Origin of the sequence: Micromonospora sp. CB01531, from assembly GCF_001905095.1 — a bacterium.
Classification (GTDB): Bacteria; Actinomycetota; Actinomycetes; order Mycobacteriales; family Micromonosporaceae; genus Micromonospora.
This window is the reverse complement of sequence record NZ_LWLS01000074.1, coordinates 68058-83888: the sequence shown is the minus strand read 5'-3', so window position 1 is coordinate 83888 and position 15831 is coordinate 68058. Positions and strand designations below refer to the sequence as shown.

Sequence of the window (15831 nt, the reverse complement as noted above, 5' to 3'; positions counted from 1 at the left end):
ACCATGATCCCGAACGGCGGCTGCCGTACTAGGCCACGCGCGAGTGCCGTTAGCGAGACGCCCCCCGGGCCACCGTTGGGTCGGACAGTGCCGCGCCAGACCTTGCTGCGAGGCTGATCCGGGAGGGGCTGCGCCGTCCATTGCCGTCGAGGAGGTCGCCGAGGCCGTGCGGCATCAGCGATGTGGTCGCTGTGTCGAGGCGGACATCAGCCACTCGCGCGTATATGGACAATCGGTGGTGTCAGGGGACGGCGGGTAGAAGGTCATTGTCGTGGCCGGCCTGGGGCAGTCCGGAGGCTGCGGCGATGGTGGTGATGGTGTCCTCCGTTGTGCTGGTCTCATCGATGACGAGTTCGCCGGGCCAGCCGAGGATGTCGTGTGCGCTGTACCAACTGGTCATGTTCTCGGTAGTAAACTCGCTGGCTTCAGGGCGGGTGACGTGCCGGCGCAGGGTCTCCGGCAGGGACACATCGAGGTAGCAGAACAAGGCCTTCATCGCCATCGCCGCACCTTACTCAGTCAGCTGCGGTGCCACAGCGTGATATCGCTGCTGGTGGCGACATGTTGATCCGTATCAGACCGCACGCCAAAACGACACGGTCGAACCCTGCTGGCGAAGTCGGTCACCACTACGTGTGTATCAGGGTCGAATCGCGAGGGCTGGCAGGGTGACCGGGGCCGCCAACATCTCCAATCGCCTGGGCCGCTGCGATGGTGACCAGTGCGGGAACACCGCGTACAGGCGAGTGACGTACCGCTGGGTCACCGCTGTTGTCCTCGGGTGCGGGCGCGGTCGGACTGCCAGCGACGCAGCGCATCTTTGGCCACCCCTCGCGGCCGGCAGCGATCAGTAATCGTCGGTGCCGGTCAGTTGGAATTCGTATCGGTCCGCCTCACGCGCCACGGCTCGGACGACGGCTTGGAAGGCGTTCGCGGTGAGTCCGTCTTTTGGGGTCCAGGCTTGGGCGAGCAAGTAGCCGTCCTCATCGACGCGGAATCCGACGAGGCTGCTGTGCCGGTTCCTGAGCCAGGCCTTGCGCGCAAGTTCGGATACCTGCGCGAGGGCCTCAGGGTGGGTGACCACAGCCGTCACGAGGTAGGCGTCTGTAAGATCCTGCACCCGCACGGTGTGCGAGCGGTCGTTGGCGAATCGCACGGCGATGTCGTGTCGCTTGACGTGCATATCGTCGGCGTCGCAGAGGGCGCGCCACTCAGCGCGAGTACCGAACATCCTGCTCCAACTCCGTCCTGAAGTCCGTCATTGGCCGGTCGCGGTCGGGCAGGTGTTGCCGTTCCGCGTCGTCGGCAAGGGCGGTTACCCGACGTAACAGAGCGCTGACGCGGGCGCGGTCGTGTCGGCGGTCGGTGAGCAGCACGTCCTCCTCGAGGGTGAGGTCATAACTGCCGCCACGGGTCCGGACCGCGCCGAGTCGTGCCTCGTTACCGCTGCTCCAGATTTCGAGATCCTGCCATTGGTCGTCGCGGTCGACGCGACCGATGGGGCTGACGCATCGCACGATGATGTGGTCGGCGTCGTGTTCCAAGTGGAGGCTGAAGGGCTGCTGGCGACCGGTGGCCAGGACGGCGGTGCCGAGCCGTGTGTCCGGACTCGGTTGGTGCGGTTCCCAGTTGACCGTGATGCCGTCGAGGTCGCCGTGGGACAGCGCGGCAAATCGGTCGAGGTGCTTTCGAACGAGTGACTCGTCGACGGCGAGGGGGCGGTTGCGTCCGGCGAGGTGTTGGTCACGGACGGGGAAGGAGGTGGTGAGCGGTTCGGCGTGCACTGGGGGGATGCCGTCGTCGGCCAGTGCTTCCCGGGCGATGTCGAGGTGGCCGTCGCCGGAAGGTGGCATGGTGAGGCCTTCGTGCATCAGGCGGAGGAAGTCGTTGACGCGGTGGAGCACGCGTCGCACTTGGAGGCGTTCGATGGTGTCGGCCAGGTGGGGGTAGTGCACCTGAAGCAGATCCTCGGCGCCGACGGAGTCGAGCGGCTTGGTGAGGCGTCGTTCCGTCTGCGAGCGCATGCGGTCGACCCGTCCGATTCGCTGCTCGATGGCGGACGGGGTCCATGCCAGGCCGTAGTGGTAGACGCGGGAGCAGAAGGTGTGCAGGTCCTCGCCTTCCTGCAGCAGGTCGGTGCAGATGAGCACGAGCGGGTAGCCGGGCAGGCGGAACTGTTGGACGTGGCGGCGGTTGACCCGGCCGGCCATGCCGGCGACCGGTTGCTGCGCGGTGAGGAGCCGACCGACGTGGGTCGGCGTTTCCCGCAGGTCGGCGCGCCGTAGTTCGGGCAGGGTCGTGTCGAGGATCAGGTCGTGGTGCTCGGCGAGGTTGGTGAGTTCGTCGTACGCCGACCAGCCGCGGGCGGTGGTGTTCGCTTGGCGTTCGAGTTCGTCGAGCCAGGCGGTGACGAGTTCACTACCTGGCTCGATGCCCTCGGACGGGTTGAGTGATTGCAGGTGGTCGGTGACGGTGGCGTAGAGGTCGAGGAAGGCGTGCCCGAGCCGGGATGCGGCGGACAGTAGTTGGGCGCGTTGGTGTTGTTCTCGGAAGGCTGCGGTGAGATCGTCGCTGGCGGGTTTCGGCCAGAGGTCGGCGCGGAGCTGGTCACGGCGGCGGAGCTCGGTGAAGAAGGTGCGGATTTCGAGCAGGTCTGGTTCGGCTTCGGCTGCCGCCGGTCGCTGCTGCTTTCGGGGGCGGTACAGCTCGCGCCAGGCGACCTCGGCGTGGGCCTGGAGTGGGCCGGGGGTGTTGGCGAGCAGTTCCAGTGCTGCGCCCTGTGCGGCGTCGAACCGGGCTCCCCTGGTGGGCTGTCTCGCCTCCGACAGGTAGTGGCGGGAGTATTGGCGGAGCAGTCGGTCGGCCTTGTCTCGGTCTTCGCCGAGCGCGGCGGCGAGACGCTGCGTGACCTCCCCGGGGGCGGCGTCGAGGAGTGCCATCAGGTGGTTGTCGTCGAAGAAGATGCCGAGTGGGCTGCCGAGGTTGCGGAAGCGCTCCTGGATACGGGCCCCGCTGATGATGCCGTCGGGTCCGCGGCCGCGGAAGAACCAGGCGAAGAGGGTGTCGTCTCCGCCGGAGTCTTCGTCGTGGTTGTCCTGGTGGTTTTCGGCCGTGGCGCGTCGGGAGCGGTGGTCGCGATACTCGGCGAGCTTGGCGTCGAGTGCGGCATGGTGCCGGGGGTGGATGCGCTCGCGTAGTCGAGTGATGAGCCAGTCGTTGTATTCGTCGTCGAGTTTCCGCTTCAGTTCGGCGACCGAGGCGACGCGGCGGACGAAGACGAGGCCCTTGTGGCCGTCGCGCCAGGACGAGGTGAGCGCGTTGACGAGGGCGTCCATTTTCGGATGCGGAAGCTCACGGCCGAACCGCCGGACGTGGTCGCGGGCGAGTTCGTCGAGTGTCGGCACGTCTGCGCCCTGTCGCTCGGCGAGGTCGGTGGTCTGGTCGGCGCCGTCGAAGTTCGCCGCCTGGTCGTCGTCGCTGGCGTCGTCGGGTTGCTGTTGGCTGGCTGCGCTGGTCTGCAGGAAGGATTCGAACGAGGCGAGCATGCCGACTTGGAAGCGGGCGCCGAACCGTTCGTGTCCGAGGAGGTCGCTGACCTTCTTTTGTACGAGGGCGACGGTGAGCCGTTGACGGTCGTCGGTGATCCGGATCGGCTCGTCGTGCACGGTGAGGCCGCCTTGGCGCCACTCCCGCCGGTAGAGGTTCTTGGTCAGCTGCTGGCCGGCGACCTTCAGGGATGTCACTCGGCGGATGAGGAACTGCCCCGTGACCTCCCGTTTTTGGTCTTCGCTGGTGTTGGTGTCGCTTAGGGCGGTGAAGGGTTCGCCCCGGCCGAACAGGTCGAGCTGGTTCCACAGTTGTCGGTAGTCATCGTCGACGGGGGTGGCGGACAGCAGCAGGATCTTGCCGGCGCGTTCGCCGTAGGCGTGCTGCAGATGCGGGTGGACGTCGTCGCGCTCGCGGCCGAGGACCGTGGCGAGGACTCGGTTGCGGGCGGAGGCGTGGGGTCCCCAGCCGTGTTTGAGGTTGTGGGCTTCGTCGACGATTACGAGGTCGAAGTGGGGAATGGCTGCGTTGATCGCTTGGGCGAATCGGTCTTTGATGACGTCGGTGTTGGAGCGCAGGTCGACCAGTTCGTCGGGCAGCCACGGGATTTGCCGCCGGAGCCGGTCGCGGAAGCTCCGGCGTTGGGTGGGGTCCTGGCGGAGGGGGAGGCTGAAGCTGGGCATGCGGACGAAGAAGTCCCGGTCCGGGGCGACCGCTGTCTCCTCGAGTAGTTCGATCAGGCTGTCGCAGTGCACGAGTGGCCGTGCGGGTAGACCTCCGGGCATGCGGACGCGAAGGTCGTCGCGGCGGACGTTGTTCGCGGTGAAGACGCCCTGTTCCCGTTGCCACTTGCGTTGGATGTTTTCCCTGGGTGCGATGACGAGTAGCCGCAGGTTGGGGTTGAAGTGGCGCAGCAGGGCGACGACACCGAGCGCGACGTACGTCTTGCCCATGCCCACTTCGTCGGCGAGGTAGGCGACGGAGTGCTGGTGCAGGATGTTGTGTACAGCGACCGCCCCTTCGAGCTGGTCGGTGGCGCGTTGCTCGTTGCCGATGAGCCGGTCGAAGTCCAAAAGCCGGTTGGCGGTGTCCGTGGTGAGTCTCATGCCAGGACCTCCGCAGGCTCGTCGAGGAACCGGGCCTCGTACCAGTCAAGGAAGTGGATCATGTCGTCGTCGTTGCGGGCGGCGATCTGCTCCCGCAGCGGCGTGCGGGCTGCGAGCGCGGTCTCCAGTCGCGCCGCTCCGATCGGGTCGGATGCCCAGAACTGCGGCCAGTCCCGGCGGATGCGGTCGGCGATCTGGTGGGCGCACAGCACGGTGAGATAGCGGTCCACGAGGTCCCCGTCGGTGTCGTCGAGCACCTGCTGGAGCAGGACGGGGAGGGAGTCGTACTTGGCCCCGAAGATGAGGAAGCGGGCGTGTTCCGTCCTGCCGTCGGTCAGCGCCTCCCGGACGGTGCGGGCGAGGCTGGCGAAGGCGTGGGACATGCCGGCGAACCGGTCGAAGATGGTGTCGACGGGCGTGGCGGCCTGAGCGTGGACAGGCTCTTCGCCGGTGAGCCTCGGATCCCGCCCACCGCAGGCGGCTATGTAGGCGGCGCGTTGGTCGGGGTTGAGCATCGACCAGTAGCGCAGGATTTCGGCGGGGGTGAGTTCGAGCAGCAGGGACGGCCGGTGCGCCATGCCGGTCTCGTGGACGAGCACAGCTCCGCGACGGTCACCGTCGATCACCGTGAGGAAGCTCGACGAGCGCAACCGCTCGGCCAGCTTCCGCGCGTCGCCGGCGGGAAGCTCGGTCCACGTAGCCGGCTGCAGCGGTGGGATGGCGAACAAGGGTCCCGACTGGTGCACGTCCAGTGGTGGGCTGACGGTGGTGGCGTCCCACAACACGTCGGCCTTTTCGCTGGTCCAGTCGTAGCGGACGAGCAGCGGTATGACGTCGAGGTCTGTGTCGTCGTCCTCGGTGGCGGGGGTCGGCGCGAAGGTCGGGGTCTCGTCGACCGGTTCGAGCCAGAAGCGGGGTCGGCGCGGTGCGGGTACCTCGACGAGAACTCCGGATTCGAGGTTGCCGCCGGCCTGGTGGGCGGGGCCGGTCAGGTTGAAGGAGCCGACGAAGCTGATCTCGTATTCGTTGGTGAAGAAGCGGTACACCTTCGCGTGAACGGTGCGGGGTGCGACGGCCGCGCCGCTGGCTTGCTTGCCGCGGCGGGCCGTGTGGGAGGCGGGCAGCCGGCCCCACTGGCCGCCTTGGGCCTGCACCCACTGGTAGAGGGCTTCGCGGCAGCGCGCCAGGCCGCGTTCCTCTGGCAGGAGGATGCGCCAGCGTCGCGGCTGGAACCGGTCGAGCAGCGCGGCTAGCGGAGCCGAAACGTCCGCCTCGTCCAGGTACGGGGAGATGATCTCCAGGCTTGCCCCGCGAAGCCACTTCCCCGCGATGTCGTCGAGCTGGTCGACAAGTGAGGTCGAGCCGCGGCTGCCGGTGACGATGAAGTGCGGATGTAGGACCTGGTTGGACGAGCGTTGGGTGATCGGCTGCACTGCGGAGAGGAACGCGTCCACCTGCTCCAGTGCGTCGTGGGGGCCGAGGTGCTTGGCCAGGGTGCGCAACCGGCGCAGGAACTGTCGTATGTCGGCTGCGGTGCGAGACCGGCCGCCTTCCGGAATTTCGTCAAGGTGGAAGCATTCGACGTTCTCCCACCAGCCCGCCTGGGTGAGGTTCGCTGACGCGGTCAGCGCTACCAGGGCCCGCTCCCCCGTGTCGTCGTCTTCGACGAGGATGAACGCGTTCTTGGGATGAAAGTAGCCGCGGGTCAGCTGCACAGGGATGCGACGGACGTCCAGGCAGGCGGTGCCGTCGCCGACGACGAGCGCTTTACGGTCGTAGTAGACGGCCACCTGCCCGGCGAGCGATCGCAGGGCATCCTCAAGTTGCAGCCGCCGAATCTGGGGCGCCTGGTGCAGCGGCAGGTCGAACAGCGCGGGAAGGATTTCCTGCTCGAAGAAGCCAGGCTCGAAGCGGAAGGTGCAGAACACCGCGGCGAGGACTCGCCGTCCACCGATCTGCGCCCGCAGCGCCTCGGTGAGCACAGCCTTCGGGATCCGGTCGTTCATGCGCTCTCCTCGTTCGCGGCGACCAGGCGGATGAGAGACGGCAGGAAGTACGGGTACCACCACAGGTCCCGGATCTCGTCCGCGGCCGGCAGGCCGGTGGGCTCGTCACGGAAACGCACTCGCAGCCGGTCGCCGTCGGTCACCTCCAACCAGGCGAGCCCTCCCCCACGTTCGCGCATCACCGTGGCGTTGCGTTGCGCCAGGAGATGGATCAGCCGCCGCCAATCACCCTGGACCAGCGCGTCGGCGATGTCGCGCCACTGTCGATCGGACAGCACCGCCGCCGCCTGTGGGTGCACCGATTCCAGCCGGTCGCCCCAGACCGCGTGCAGGTCCTCGATCACCGTGTCGAGGTGGGCGTCGTCGCGGCCGAGGAGGTAGTTGAACAGCACCGTCGCGGGTGCCAGGACGGACTCGCACATCACGATGCGGCGCAGCCGCTCGCCTACGTCCGCCCAGCCTTGAAGCTCGGCGTCCTCGGCGAGCTGCGCGACGTAGATCCCCAGCGGCCCGTCGGACGGGCGCGGCCTCGCCTCCACGAGCATCGCCAAGCGGGCCTGCCGACCCTTCGTCGGGTCCAGTGGGCCACCTTCGATCAGGTGGCGCCGGTAGAAGTCCCGCTCCTTCGCCGACAAGGTCGGGTCCAGCACCGCCGCCACGGCGGCACGTTTGCTGTTTTCGTGCAGGTCGAAGCGGTAGGAGGCCTGGGTGAGCGCCCGGGTGAGCTGCTGGGCGTCGCGGCCCCAGGCTGCGGCGAGCCGGGGTAGGTAGGTGGCGTCGACGAACGCCGCGGCTTCGGGAGTGAGGCGGGCCGGTGAGCCGGGGGCGAGGAGTCCTGACGCCCGCGCTGGCGCGGTGTAGTTGCCCAGCAGGCCGTCGGTCTTCTGGTTGCTCAGGATCTGATACGCGGGGTCAGCCGACAGCCGTACCTTTCCGCCGTTGCTTCCGGCCGACGCGGCGCGGGCGGCGATGCGCTGGCGTCCGAAGAATCCGCGGTCGTCGTAGACGACGTGCCGGACGTATCCGGCCATCTGCTCCCAGACCAGGAACGCCGCTTGCCGCTGCGCGTCATCGTCGGCGGGGCCGATTTCGGTGAGCCGCAGGCCGACCAGCAGGGTGGTGAACGCGGCGAGGTCGGTGGTGACCGTCGTCAGGTTGCCGATTAGCGGGCGGCCCATGGCCGACCACACCGGTTGGGCGCCGAGCCCGTCCCGTGATCCCTTGATACGTGCGCGGGGGTCCAATTCGGTCAGGAAGACAGCCACGGCTCGATCCTGGCTAACTCGGTCACGTCAGGCATCGACCGTATCGTCATAGATGCTGACCGTTTCACGTCGTCCCCTCGGCGCCTGGTCCAAGGCGTTTTCTACTCATGGACAGCTTGGTTGAGGCGATGGCGGTGCGTCGGACTCGAAGGCCGTGTACCCCTCACTGGGGCCCACTTGCGGCACCTTTCCTGCAGTGGAAGGGTGTCGATCCGAGCCTTTGGCGTCAGCGGTACTGGCGCTGCTGGGCGGAGAGGATGTCGTTCCGCAGTTCGGCTGGCAGTTCGACCACCTCGACATGGATGTCGAAGGTGCGCAGTGCGGTGGCCGCCCAGGAACGGGCGATGGTGAAGTGCCGGGCGGCCTCCTCGTCGGACAGGCACAACACCAACCGTGGCGGGACTGGCAGCGTCGAGGCGACGAAGAGAAGACGCATCGCGTCGGCGAGGATCTTGTGCTTCTGGGCGGACTTCGGCGGGCCTTGATGTGCCCATGCCTCGACGAGCAGGGTGACCCCGTCATCGGCGCCGTCGACTTCGACCCTGGCCCCGTCGGGTAGGGCGAATCTGCGTGGCCTCAGCGTCTTGCCCAGCCGTTCACCCAACAGGCCGAGCATGACGCCTTCGGCACGCCGTTGCGCCGCGCTGTCCCCAGCGGGCGGCTCGGGCAGGACCTCCTGCTCCACCATGGCAGCCACGGGGAGCGTGCCGCCCAGAAGCTCGTTGACGATCTTGCCGTGGGTGCCGATGTAGCGGCGGAGCCGGCGGCTCTGTTCAAGTCTGCGACAGGCTTGGTTGATCGTTTGTCGTGGCTGTACATCGAGGCGCCGCGCGAGTTCGTCGTCGTCGAGGGGAAGCCTGGTGCGCAGCAGTTCCTGGATGATGCGCTCCGCGATGGTGAGGTGAGCCATGCCGGTCAGATACTCCTTTCCCCGTGCTGGGTTGTCGAGCCGATCTCAAGGGCGTCCCCAGATCAGCTGCCGCTCGCCGGCGGCCCGATCGCGGCCCTGGCGGCTGTTCCGGCTGTCGCAGATCAGGCAGCCCCAGCCGACGGTGGGCAGTCCGCGCCGGCCCACCTCGAACCGGATGAGGCTGCGGGAACAGCGGCCGCACTCGTCCCCGAGTTGCCCGCTGCCAGGGGCGATGCCGGGGCGTCGACGCTGCGCCCGGCGTACGGCGTCGGCGAAGGCCGCGTGCCGGGTACGCAGCACCACGCCGGGATCCGGACCGAGGAGGCATCCGGTCGACGTCCACACCACGTCGTCGATGATGGCACTGGATTCGAGGATCGGCCGGCAGGGGCGCATGTTGATGCCGCCGCGCTTGGCCTGCATCGCCTCCGGCGACAGGTACCCGTCGGGGTCGGGCTCGCACCAGATCGTCACCGGCTCGGTGTCCACGTCCTGATCGGTAATCAGCTTCAGTGAGGGGATCAGGGATCGCAGTCCGACCAGCCGCGCGCGGGGCAGCCACATTTCGACGCTGCGGGCACCTTCGAGGTCCTCCGCGAGTATTTCCACAACCCCCGTGGTCATTCGCTGGGTGACCGGCGAGTGATCCAGCGCCGACTCCCAACCGACGGTGCGGCCCCGCTCCAGCAGCATTGTGAAGAACTTTGACACCGCGTCCTGGGTGGTCCGGCTTCGGTGCAGTTGATCCAGTGCCGCGACCACTACGAGGTGGTCCCGGGCGCGGCTGGCGGCGACGTTGAGCAGCCGTGCCCCGTCGCCGCCGTTCTGGCCCTCGGTGAACCAGCGGTGCAGGGGACGCACGCCGATGCCGCTGTCGACGGTGTCGTAGACGACGACGTCTCGCTCAGAGCCTTGGAACCGGTGCACGGTCGAGGCGCCCCACTCGTCGAGCTTCGCCTCGGGCAGCAGCGACTCCAGCAGGCGAGCCTGGGCGGCGAAGGGTGAGATGACTCCGAGGGTGGACAGTTCGGCGGCCGGGCCGGTGAGGAGACCGGCGGCGAGTTGCGCGTGCATCAGGTTGTACCGGGAGGACATGCCCTGCTTGCGGGCGGTACGCGCGCGAAGCGTGGACGTGTCGAGCAGAACCAGCTCCCCTTGCGCCCATGCCGCCCTGCTGCTACGGGGCCTGGTGGCGACGTTAGGCGCGGTGAGTAGAGGGCTTTCCGGATAGAACGCCTCGCTGACGACGTGGTTGATGTCGCGCCGCATTCGGTACTGCTGGGTGGGGCGAGCCGCTGCGGCGGTGTGCCCTCGCTGACCGCGTCGTTGACGCCGGCTGTTTCGAACGGGCTGCGCCTCGGCCCTGACCGTCGAGGAGTAGCGCGTGACCCTGCGGACCATCCAGATCATGTAGTGATGCCCGGCGAGTAGGGCTGCGCGGGCCAGCCTCACAGTCATTTCAGTCCATTCGAGCAAGCAGAGCCCGGGACGCGGCCAGGATCATCTGTCGTACGCGTGGCAGCGACGCTGAGTGCCGGGGTCAGGTCGGTGATCAGCGCGTCCAGGCGGGCCTCCTCGTACACACCGTCGACGTCCGTGAGCCATTCGGTGGCGCCGGGGAGAGAGAGCATTTCCGTGAGGAACCGATGGCCGGCGTCGTCCCTGTCGGCAGTTACCAGCAGCCGCACGCCGGCGCCGGCCAGGCCGCGCAGGAGTGTCCAGGCCGCCGACGATGGCCGGCCGTAGATGCACACCAGCGGCAGACAGGTCTGGCCGAGACGCTCGGCAGCAGCTTCCGCTACTGCCGGGTTCTCGCATACCCGGACCATGTCCACGTCCGGGCAGGGTGCCCAGTCGCCGCGTAGTGACCGGCTGGTCAGCCACACTGGCTCGCCACACCCGGCGGCCGCAGCCGCGATCCTCGTTGCCGGCGCGGTCCCGGTGAGCGGGAGGTTGAGGACCAGGACGGTGGCGGACACTTCGTCGCAGCTGACCCCGTGTGCGGCCCACACCTGCCGCCACCGGGCTGCGCCGAGCGCCGTGTCAGCGGCGGCTACGGCGTCGGCGGGTAGGGCGGTGGCGGCCGCGAGTAGGCGGGCGGCGATCCGTCCCAGGTCGGTGTCGCGGTCCAGCCGGTGAGGGTCGGCGAAGAGGCTGTTCGCCACCTCCGCCAGGGGTCGGCCGGTGCGGGGCAGCGTCTGCCACAGCCGTGTGAGGTCAGCAGCTCGGCTGGTGGCCAGCTCCGGGTTAGGGCGTTCAAGCCAGCGCCGGGTCCGGGCCAGTTCCACTGCGTGCGTGGGCAGCCCGGCTTTGTCGAGGGTGGTATAGGCGGATTCGATGGTGGCGGCCGCCAGCGCGGCGGCCTGCTCCCTGCGGCCGCGGACGTCGACGATTGGGCCGCCGGTGCGGGTCAGCAGGTCGAGCAGGTCGTCACCGGCGCGGGTCAGCGCGGCCCGCAGCTTGCCGAGGGTGATCGGTCGGCCGGACGTTTCCCAGTCCAGGCCGAGGATCCGACCGACCTGCGCCCGTTCGGGCTCGGTCAGGGCTACACGGACGGTGACCCCGGTTCCTGTTCGGTGCTCTTCCAACAGCTTGCGGACTGCCGCGAGTACCTTCTGCGGGCCGGCTTGCGCCGCCCATCGATCCGTTGCGGCGGTCACGCTGGCCCGCCCGTGTCCACGGCGACGATGCTCGCTGGAACGCCCACGTCGTTGCCGGTGTGGTTCGGGCCGGCTGGGCCGCCTGTTTCGGGAATGGTGGTGAACAAGTCCGGACCGGCGTCGTCGGTTGGGCGACGCGGCGTGAGGATTCGGGTTGCGTAGTCGCCGACCGGAACCTGCTCCAGGGTTTTCCCGGCCCAAAGCATCAGGGACAGGTCAACGCCGTCGGCCGGTGCTGGGGCGCGGGTGATGATCCATAGCGCGGCTGTCGGGACTTGCGCGACCGCGACGAGCGGCGCCGGTCCGGCGAGGAGGAAGTCCAGGTCGAAGTCAGTGAGCATTCGCATCATCGTGGCCCGGTTGCTCGGGTCGACGCCTTCGAACGCCTCATCGAGCCACAACGGCCGCGGCGCGTCCTCCGATTCGGAGTACAAGGCGACCAGCGTCGCCAGCAGCGGCTGGAGGAGAGTGACCACTTTCCCGCCGCCGGAGTCGACGCCGTGGACCTTCCTCGTCAGGTCTTTCCAGCGGGTCTCGTCGTCGCCGTCACCCACCTTGTATTGGGCGACGATGTCGAACCAGGCTCGGTAGTCGAGGAGTTCCGCGAGGCGGTCGGTCCAGTCTTCGGTGCCGACCAGGCCGGCGTCCTGCGCCTCGCGCAGCCGGGCGCCGAGGAACAGTTGGATTTGCTGCTGTGCGCTTTCGGATTCGATCGATCCTTCCTGCAATGCCTTGAGGATTTTGAATCCGGGCTCCTGCCCTTCGGCCGGAACGCGGCGCAGCCGCAGCGTGGTCTTGTTCGCCCCGGTCGGATGCTTTCTGAGTACGTCGTTGACGACCTCGAGGAGCTTGATGACTTTCTTCATCCGGTCGGCGAGATGGTCGATGAAAGTCGATGACAACAGCTCGGTGTACATCTGGTGCAGCTTCTCGTCGTGGGTGCGCGACAGATCCTCGACCAGAATCTGCAGATGCCGGATTGCATCAGCGGGATCGAGCTGGGCGCCGGAGGCGTCCACGATCAGGGTGACCGATGGCAGGGGATGCTGCTCGTCGGCCTCTGTGGTGATCACCGATCGGCCGCCAGAGGTTTCCAGAACTGTGCGAAGGTCGACTAGCGACGAGCCGAGCATGCGCGACAACGCCGCCTCGGCTCGCCTGGCCTTCTCGTCGAGCCGCTCCGGCCACATTTGAGGTCGTAGCTGGTCGGCAGCCGTGCGAGCATGCGCGAGTGCGGCATCCAGATCCCGGCTGTCCGGAACGGTGAGGTTGCGGGCTGCGGCCAGGCCGGCGTCGACCGGCACCCACCATGCCGCAGCTGCGATGTCCCGACGTTCGAGAGCGGCGGTGAGGTCGTTGCAGCGCTGCTGCCAGGTGGAGTTCGCCTCCCCGGCCGCCGCCGAGCGGGCGAGGCCTTCGCGTTTGCTCGCCGAGATCGACGGCCCGTACTCCTCAACCTGGCGTTCCAGGCGTTCAGCCTGGGCGAACAGTTGCTGGGCGTCAGCGTCCACGGACTTTTCGGCCAGCGTCGCGTTCACGTCTGCGGTTTGCGCCGCTTGCGCCTCGTCCTCGGCGGTGCTGGCGGCCTCATGGACTCGGCTGTCCTCGATCGCGACCCGTCCGGCTGCGGCCATGACCGCCGACATGGCCGCCTTCTGCGCGGAGAGGGCGAGACGGAGACCGCCGGAGGCGGTCGCAGCCGCATCGAGGGCCCCCGCGAGGTTGTCGAGTTGTTCCTCGCCGGTCGTCAGCAGGTTTTCGGCGGCGTACCTGGTCACCTCTCCGGTCGCCGCGTCTGAGACACGTCGGGCTTCCTGTTCGCGGCCGCGAGCATCACGGTAAGTGTTGGATGCCTTGTCCGCCTCGCCAGCCGCAGCAGTGTGTGCAGCAGCGGCTGCAACGACATCCGCGTCGGTAGGCGCTTGATCCGCTGCCGCCCGCAAGCTCGTAATCTGCTCACTGACCTGGTCCGCTTCACCGGCCAGCTGCCCAAATTCGGCCCGGAACCCGGTCGCCTGCGCGCGCAACTCGGCGATCTTGCGACGGCGGGCTGCAGCCCGAGCGGCGGTGCCGATGAGCTCGGCACCATGCGTCGCGGTTCCAGCCCGGCCCGCCGCAGCGGGGGTCTGCCAGCGTCCGTCGGCGGCCAGGCAGGTCGGTGCGGTCAACGGCCCGTCGGTGGTGTATCCGATGCCGGCGAGGATCCGCAGTACCGCGGCGGACAGGCTGCCGGCGTCCTCGGCCGGTTGCAGCACCTGCGCAAGGTTTCCCGTGCCGGCCGGGACGGTGCCGGGGACGATGACGAGTTCGTCCCCGTCGCGGTCCGGTGCCCAGACACCGTCGGGAGTCACCCAGGCGTCCAGCAAACCCGCAGCCGACAAGCTGGCCTCCACCTGGTCGAGGACTACTGGGTCGAGACCGTCGACCGGGTCGACCAGACGCCACAGCGGGGCGCCGGCACCGGACGGGAATGACGGCCGGTCACGACGGATCCACCGCACTGGCGGATCGGGCATCGGGTCGCCGGCACTTTCGAGTGCGTCAGCGTCGCGTTCGGCTTCGGCGGCGCGGGCGGCTGCAGTTTCGCTGCAGCCCGTAGTTCAGCGACGCGGATGGTGAGGGGCCCGGTCGCTGGGTCGAGCCACTCCCGGGTCAGCAGGCCGGTCAGTACCTCCCGTGGCCGGAGCGTTCCCGCCTGGGCCGTAACGGCGGTGATCCACGCGTCGCGAACCTCGACCGGCGGGCACACATCGCCGAGTGTTGTCGCCCAGCGCTCCAGACCGTCGGACAGGATCTGCAACGCCTGCGCCAAGGCTTGCTCGGTGGCCTCCGCTGCCTCGATCCGTTCCTTGAGCTGCTCCTGCGCCTTCTGAGCCACGTCGTCGAGGGCCTGCCAGGCCGAGGACGCTCTGCTCGCGGCGCGGATCAGTTTCCGCAGCGTGCCGACGTGGGCGCGGCGGGCGGTGATCGCTGCGTCGAACCGGTCGACGTCGCCGGATGCTGCCCACTGCGGAACCTGGTCGCCGAGCCTGGCACCGGTCGCTGTCTCGGCCGCACGGCGGGCGGCGAGGTTCAGCTCCTGCTCAGCGTTTCCGTGTTCTTCGTCGGCTTTCTCCTGCTCGGACTTGGCCGCTTCGAGTTCAGCGCGGGTCCGTTCAAGGCGAGCGGCGGCTTTCTCCGCGCGGCGTTTCGCCGCATTCGCTTCCGTGCGCAGCCGCTTGGCATCGTTGGCCCGCTCTACCGCGGTCGTGTACGCCGCGGAGCGCAGCAACTGCATCAGTTCCGTGCGCGTACGGTCGCGAGCTTCTTCGAGGTGCTGGGTGTTTCTCGCCTCCTCGTCCAGGCGTTTGCGGGCGTCGTCCAGGTCGGCCTTCGCGGCGCCGACCTGCGCGCGTGCCTCTGTGACACCGGTGTCGGCGGCGATCAGGGTGTCGGCGTGCAGACGGAGGACGGCGTCGGCCCACGGTCGCCATGCCCGTGTGAGGTAGACGGCGATTGCTTTGCGGGCCTCCTCGGCCGAGTCCCGATCGCGGGCCAGCTGTTCGAGTTCCTGCCAGCCGTGGGCGAGTTCGGTCACCTCGCTCTTTGCAACTGGTGGCAGCGCCGAGCGGATCTGGGAGGTGAACCAATCAGGGTTGAGTTTCTGCCCCAGGTGTGGGGTGCGTAGCACCTTGAGCATCTCGATCACGGTCGCGTACCGGTCGGTGTCGTCGAACCCGAACAGGTCAGTGGCGAGCCGCTCGGCGTAGGTCTGGCCCTTTGGGTACACAGTGACGCTGTCGATGGCTTCGAGGGCTTTGGGTTCGGTGACCGCCTGGCCTGCGGCGAGGTCTAGGCCGGCGCGGACCCGGGCGGTGCCGTGGCAGACGACCCATGCGCGGGTCATCTGCGCCACGCCGCGTTTGGTCTGGGTGTACAGCATGGTGGTGAAGAATTCCGGCGTGCCGAGCGGGCCGATTCGGCCGTATTCGACCCAGGCCCAGCCGCGGTTCGTGGAGGCGGAGGCATCCCGCCGGTCGCGGTCGTCGGCGACCGGTTCGACGTAGTACCGGTACTCCTTGTCGGACTGGCCGAACGTGTCGACGTATTTGCGGTCGAGGCTGCCGGCAAGCATGAGGAGGGTCGTCAGCGCCATGAGCGTCGACTTGCCGGACTGGTTCTGCCCGACGAACTGGGCGCGGCCGTCGGCGAACCAGTACTCGGCCACGTCGAACTCCCACAGGCCGACTACCCCGGCGCGCAGTACCTGCCAGCGGGGGCGGGCCGGGTCGGGCAGGCCGGCGGTGGTGACCGCGTCGCGCCACGCGGCCAGCTGCGTGTCGGTGGCGGCCGGGCCTG

The 15831-nt window shown here is 68.4% G+C and carries 9 protein-coding genes and 1 pseudogene; all 10 read right to left on the bottom strand.

The features are described 5' to 3' along the window. Positions 1–241: 241 nt before the first annotated feature. Positions 242–493: pseudogene (locus tag A6A27_RS21550) on the bottom strand (kinase); the annotation flags it as partial. Positions 494–847: 354 nt separating this feature from the next. Beyond that, positions 848–1231, bottom strand: a complete 384-nt coding sequence (locus A6A27_RS21545) for a hypothetical protein (protein ID WP_073836445.1) — start codon at positions 1229–1231, stop codon at positions 848–850. Then, positions 1212–4652: a helicase-related protein gene (locus tag A6A27_RS21540; RefSeq protein ID WP_073836444.1), complete on the bottom strand. Its 3441-nt coding sequence runs from the start codon at positions 4650–4652 to the stop codon at positions 1212–1214. Before A6A27_RS21540 ends, A6A27_RS21545 begins: the two co-directional genes overlap by 20 nt. Continuing rightward, positions 4649–6658: a hypothetical protein gene (locus tag A6A27_RS21535; RefSeq protein ID WP_073836443.1), complete on the bottom strand. Its 2010-nt coding sequence runs from the start codon at positions 6656–6658 to the stop codon at positions 4649–4651. Before A6A27_RS21535 ends, A6A27_RS21540 begins: the two co-directional genes overlap by 4 nt. Then, positions 6655–7923 (bottom strand): hypothetical protein, encoded by a 1269-nt coding sequence (locus A6A27_RS21530; RefSeq protein WP_073836442.1) that lies wholly within the window; start codon positions 7921–7923, stop codon positions 6655–6657. Before A6A27_RS21530 ends, A6A27_RS21535 begins: the two co-directional genes overlap by 4 nt. A gap of 226 nt (positions 7924–8149) precedes the next feature. After that, complete coding sequence (locus tag A6A27_RS21525; RefSeq protein WP_073836441.1) at positions 8150–8833, bottom strand: hypothetical protein; 684 nt, start codon at positions 8831–8833, stop codon at positions 8150–8152. A 45-nt stretch (positions 8834–8878) separates the two neighbouring features. Beyond that, complete coding sequence (locus tag A6A27_RS21520; protein ID WP_083672755.1) at positions 8879–10291, bottom strand: AAA domain-containing protein; 1413 nt, start codon at positions 10289–10291, stop codon at positions 8879–8881. Continuing rightward, positions 10288–11493 carry a TIGR02679 domain-containing protein gene (locus A6A27_RS21515; protein WP_073836439.1) on the bottom strand — a complete coding sequence of 402 codons (1206 nt, stop codon included), beginning with the start codon at positions 11491–11493 and terminating at the stop codon, positions 10288–10290. The genes A6A27_RS21520 and A6A27_RS21515 overlap by 4 nt, the downstream gene beginning before the upstream one ends. Next, positions 11490–14009 (bottom strand): SbcC/MukB-like Walker B domain-containing protein, encoded by a 2520-nt coding sequence (locus A6A27_RS46085; RefSeq protein WP_241825380.1) that lies wholly within the window; start codon positions 14007–14009, stop codon positions 11490–11492. Before A6A27_RS46085 ends, A6A27_RS21515 begins: the two co-directional genes overlap by 4 nt. After that, positions 13898–15700: a hypothetical protein gene (locus A6A27_RS46080; RefSeq protein WP_241825379.1), complete on the bottom strand. Its 1803-nt coding sequence runs from the start codon at positions 15698–15700 to the stop codon at positions 13898–13900. Before A6A27_RS46080 ends, A6A27_RS46085 begins: the two co-directional genes overlap by 112 nt. Between the last annotated feature and the right edge of the window lie 131 nt (positions 15701–15831).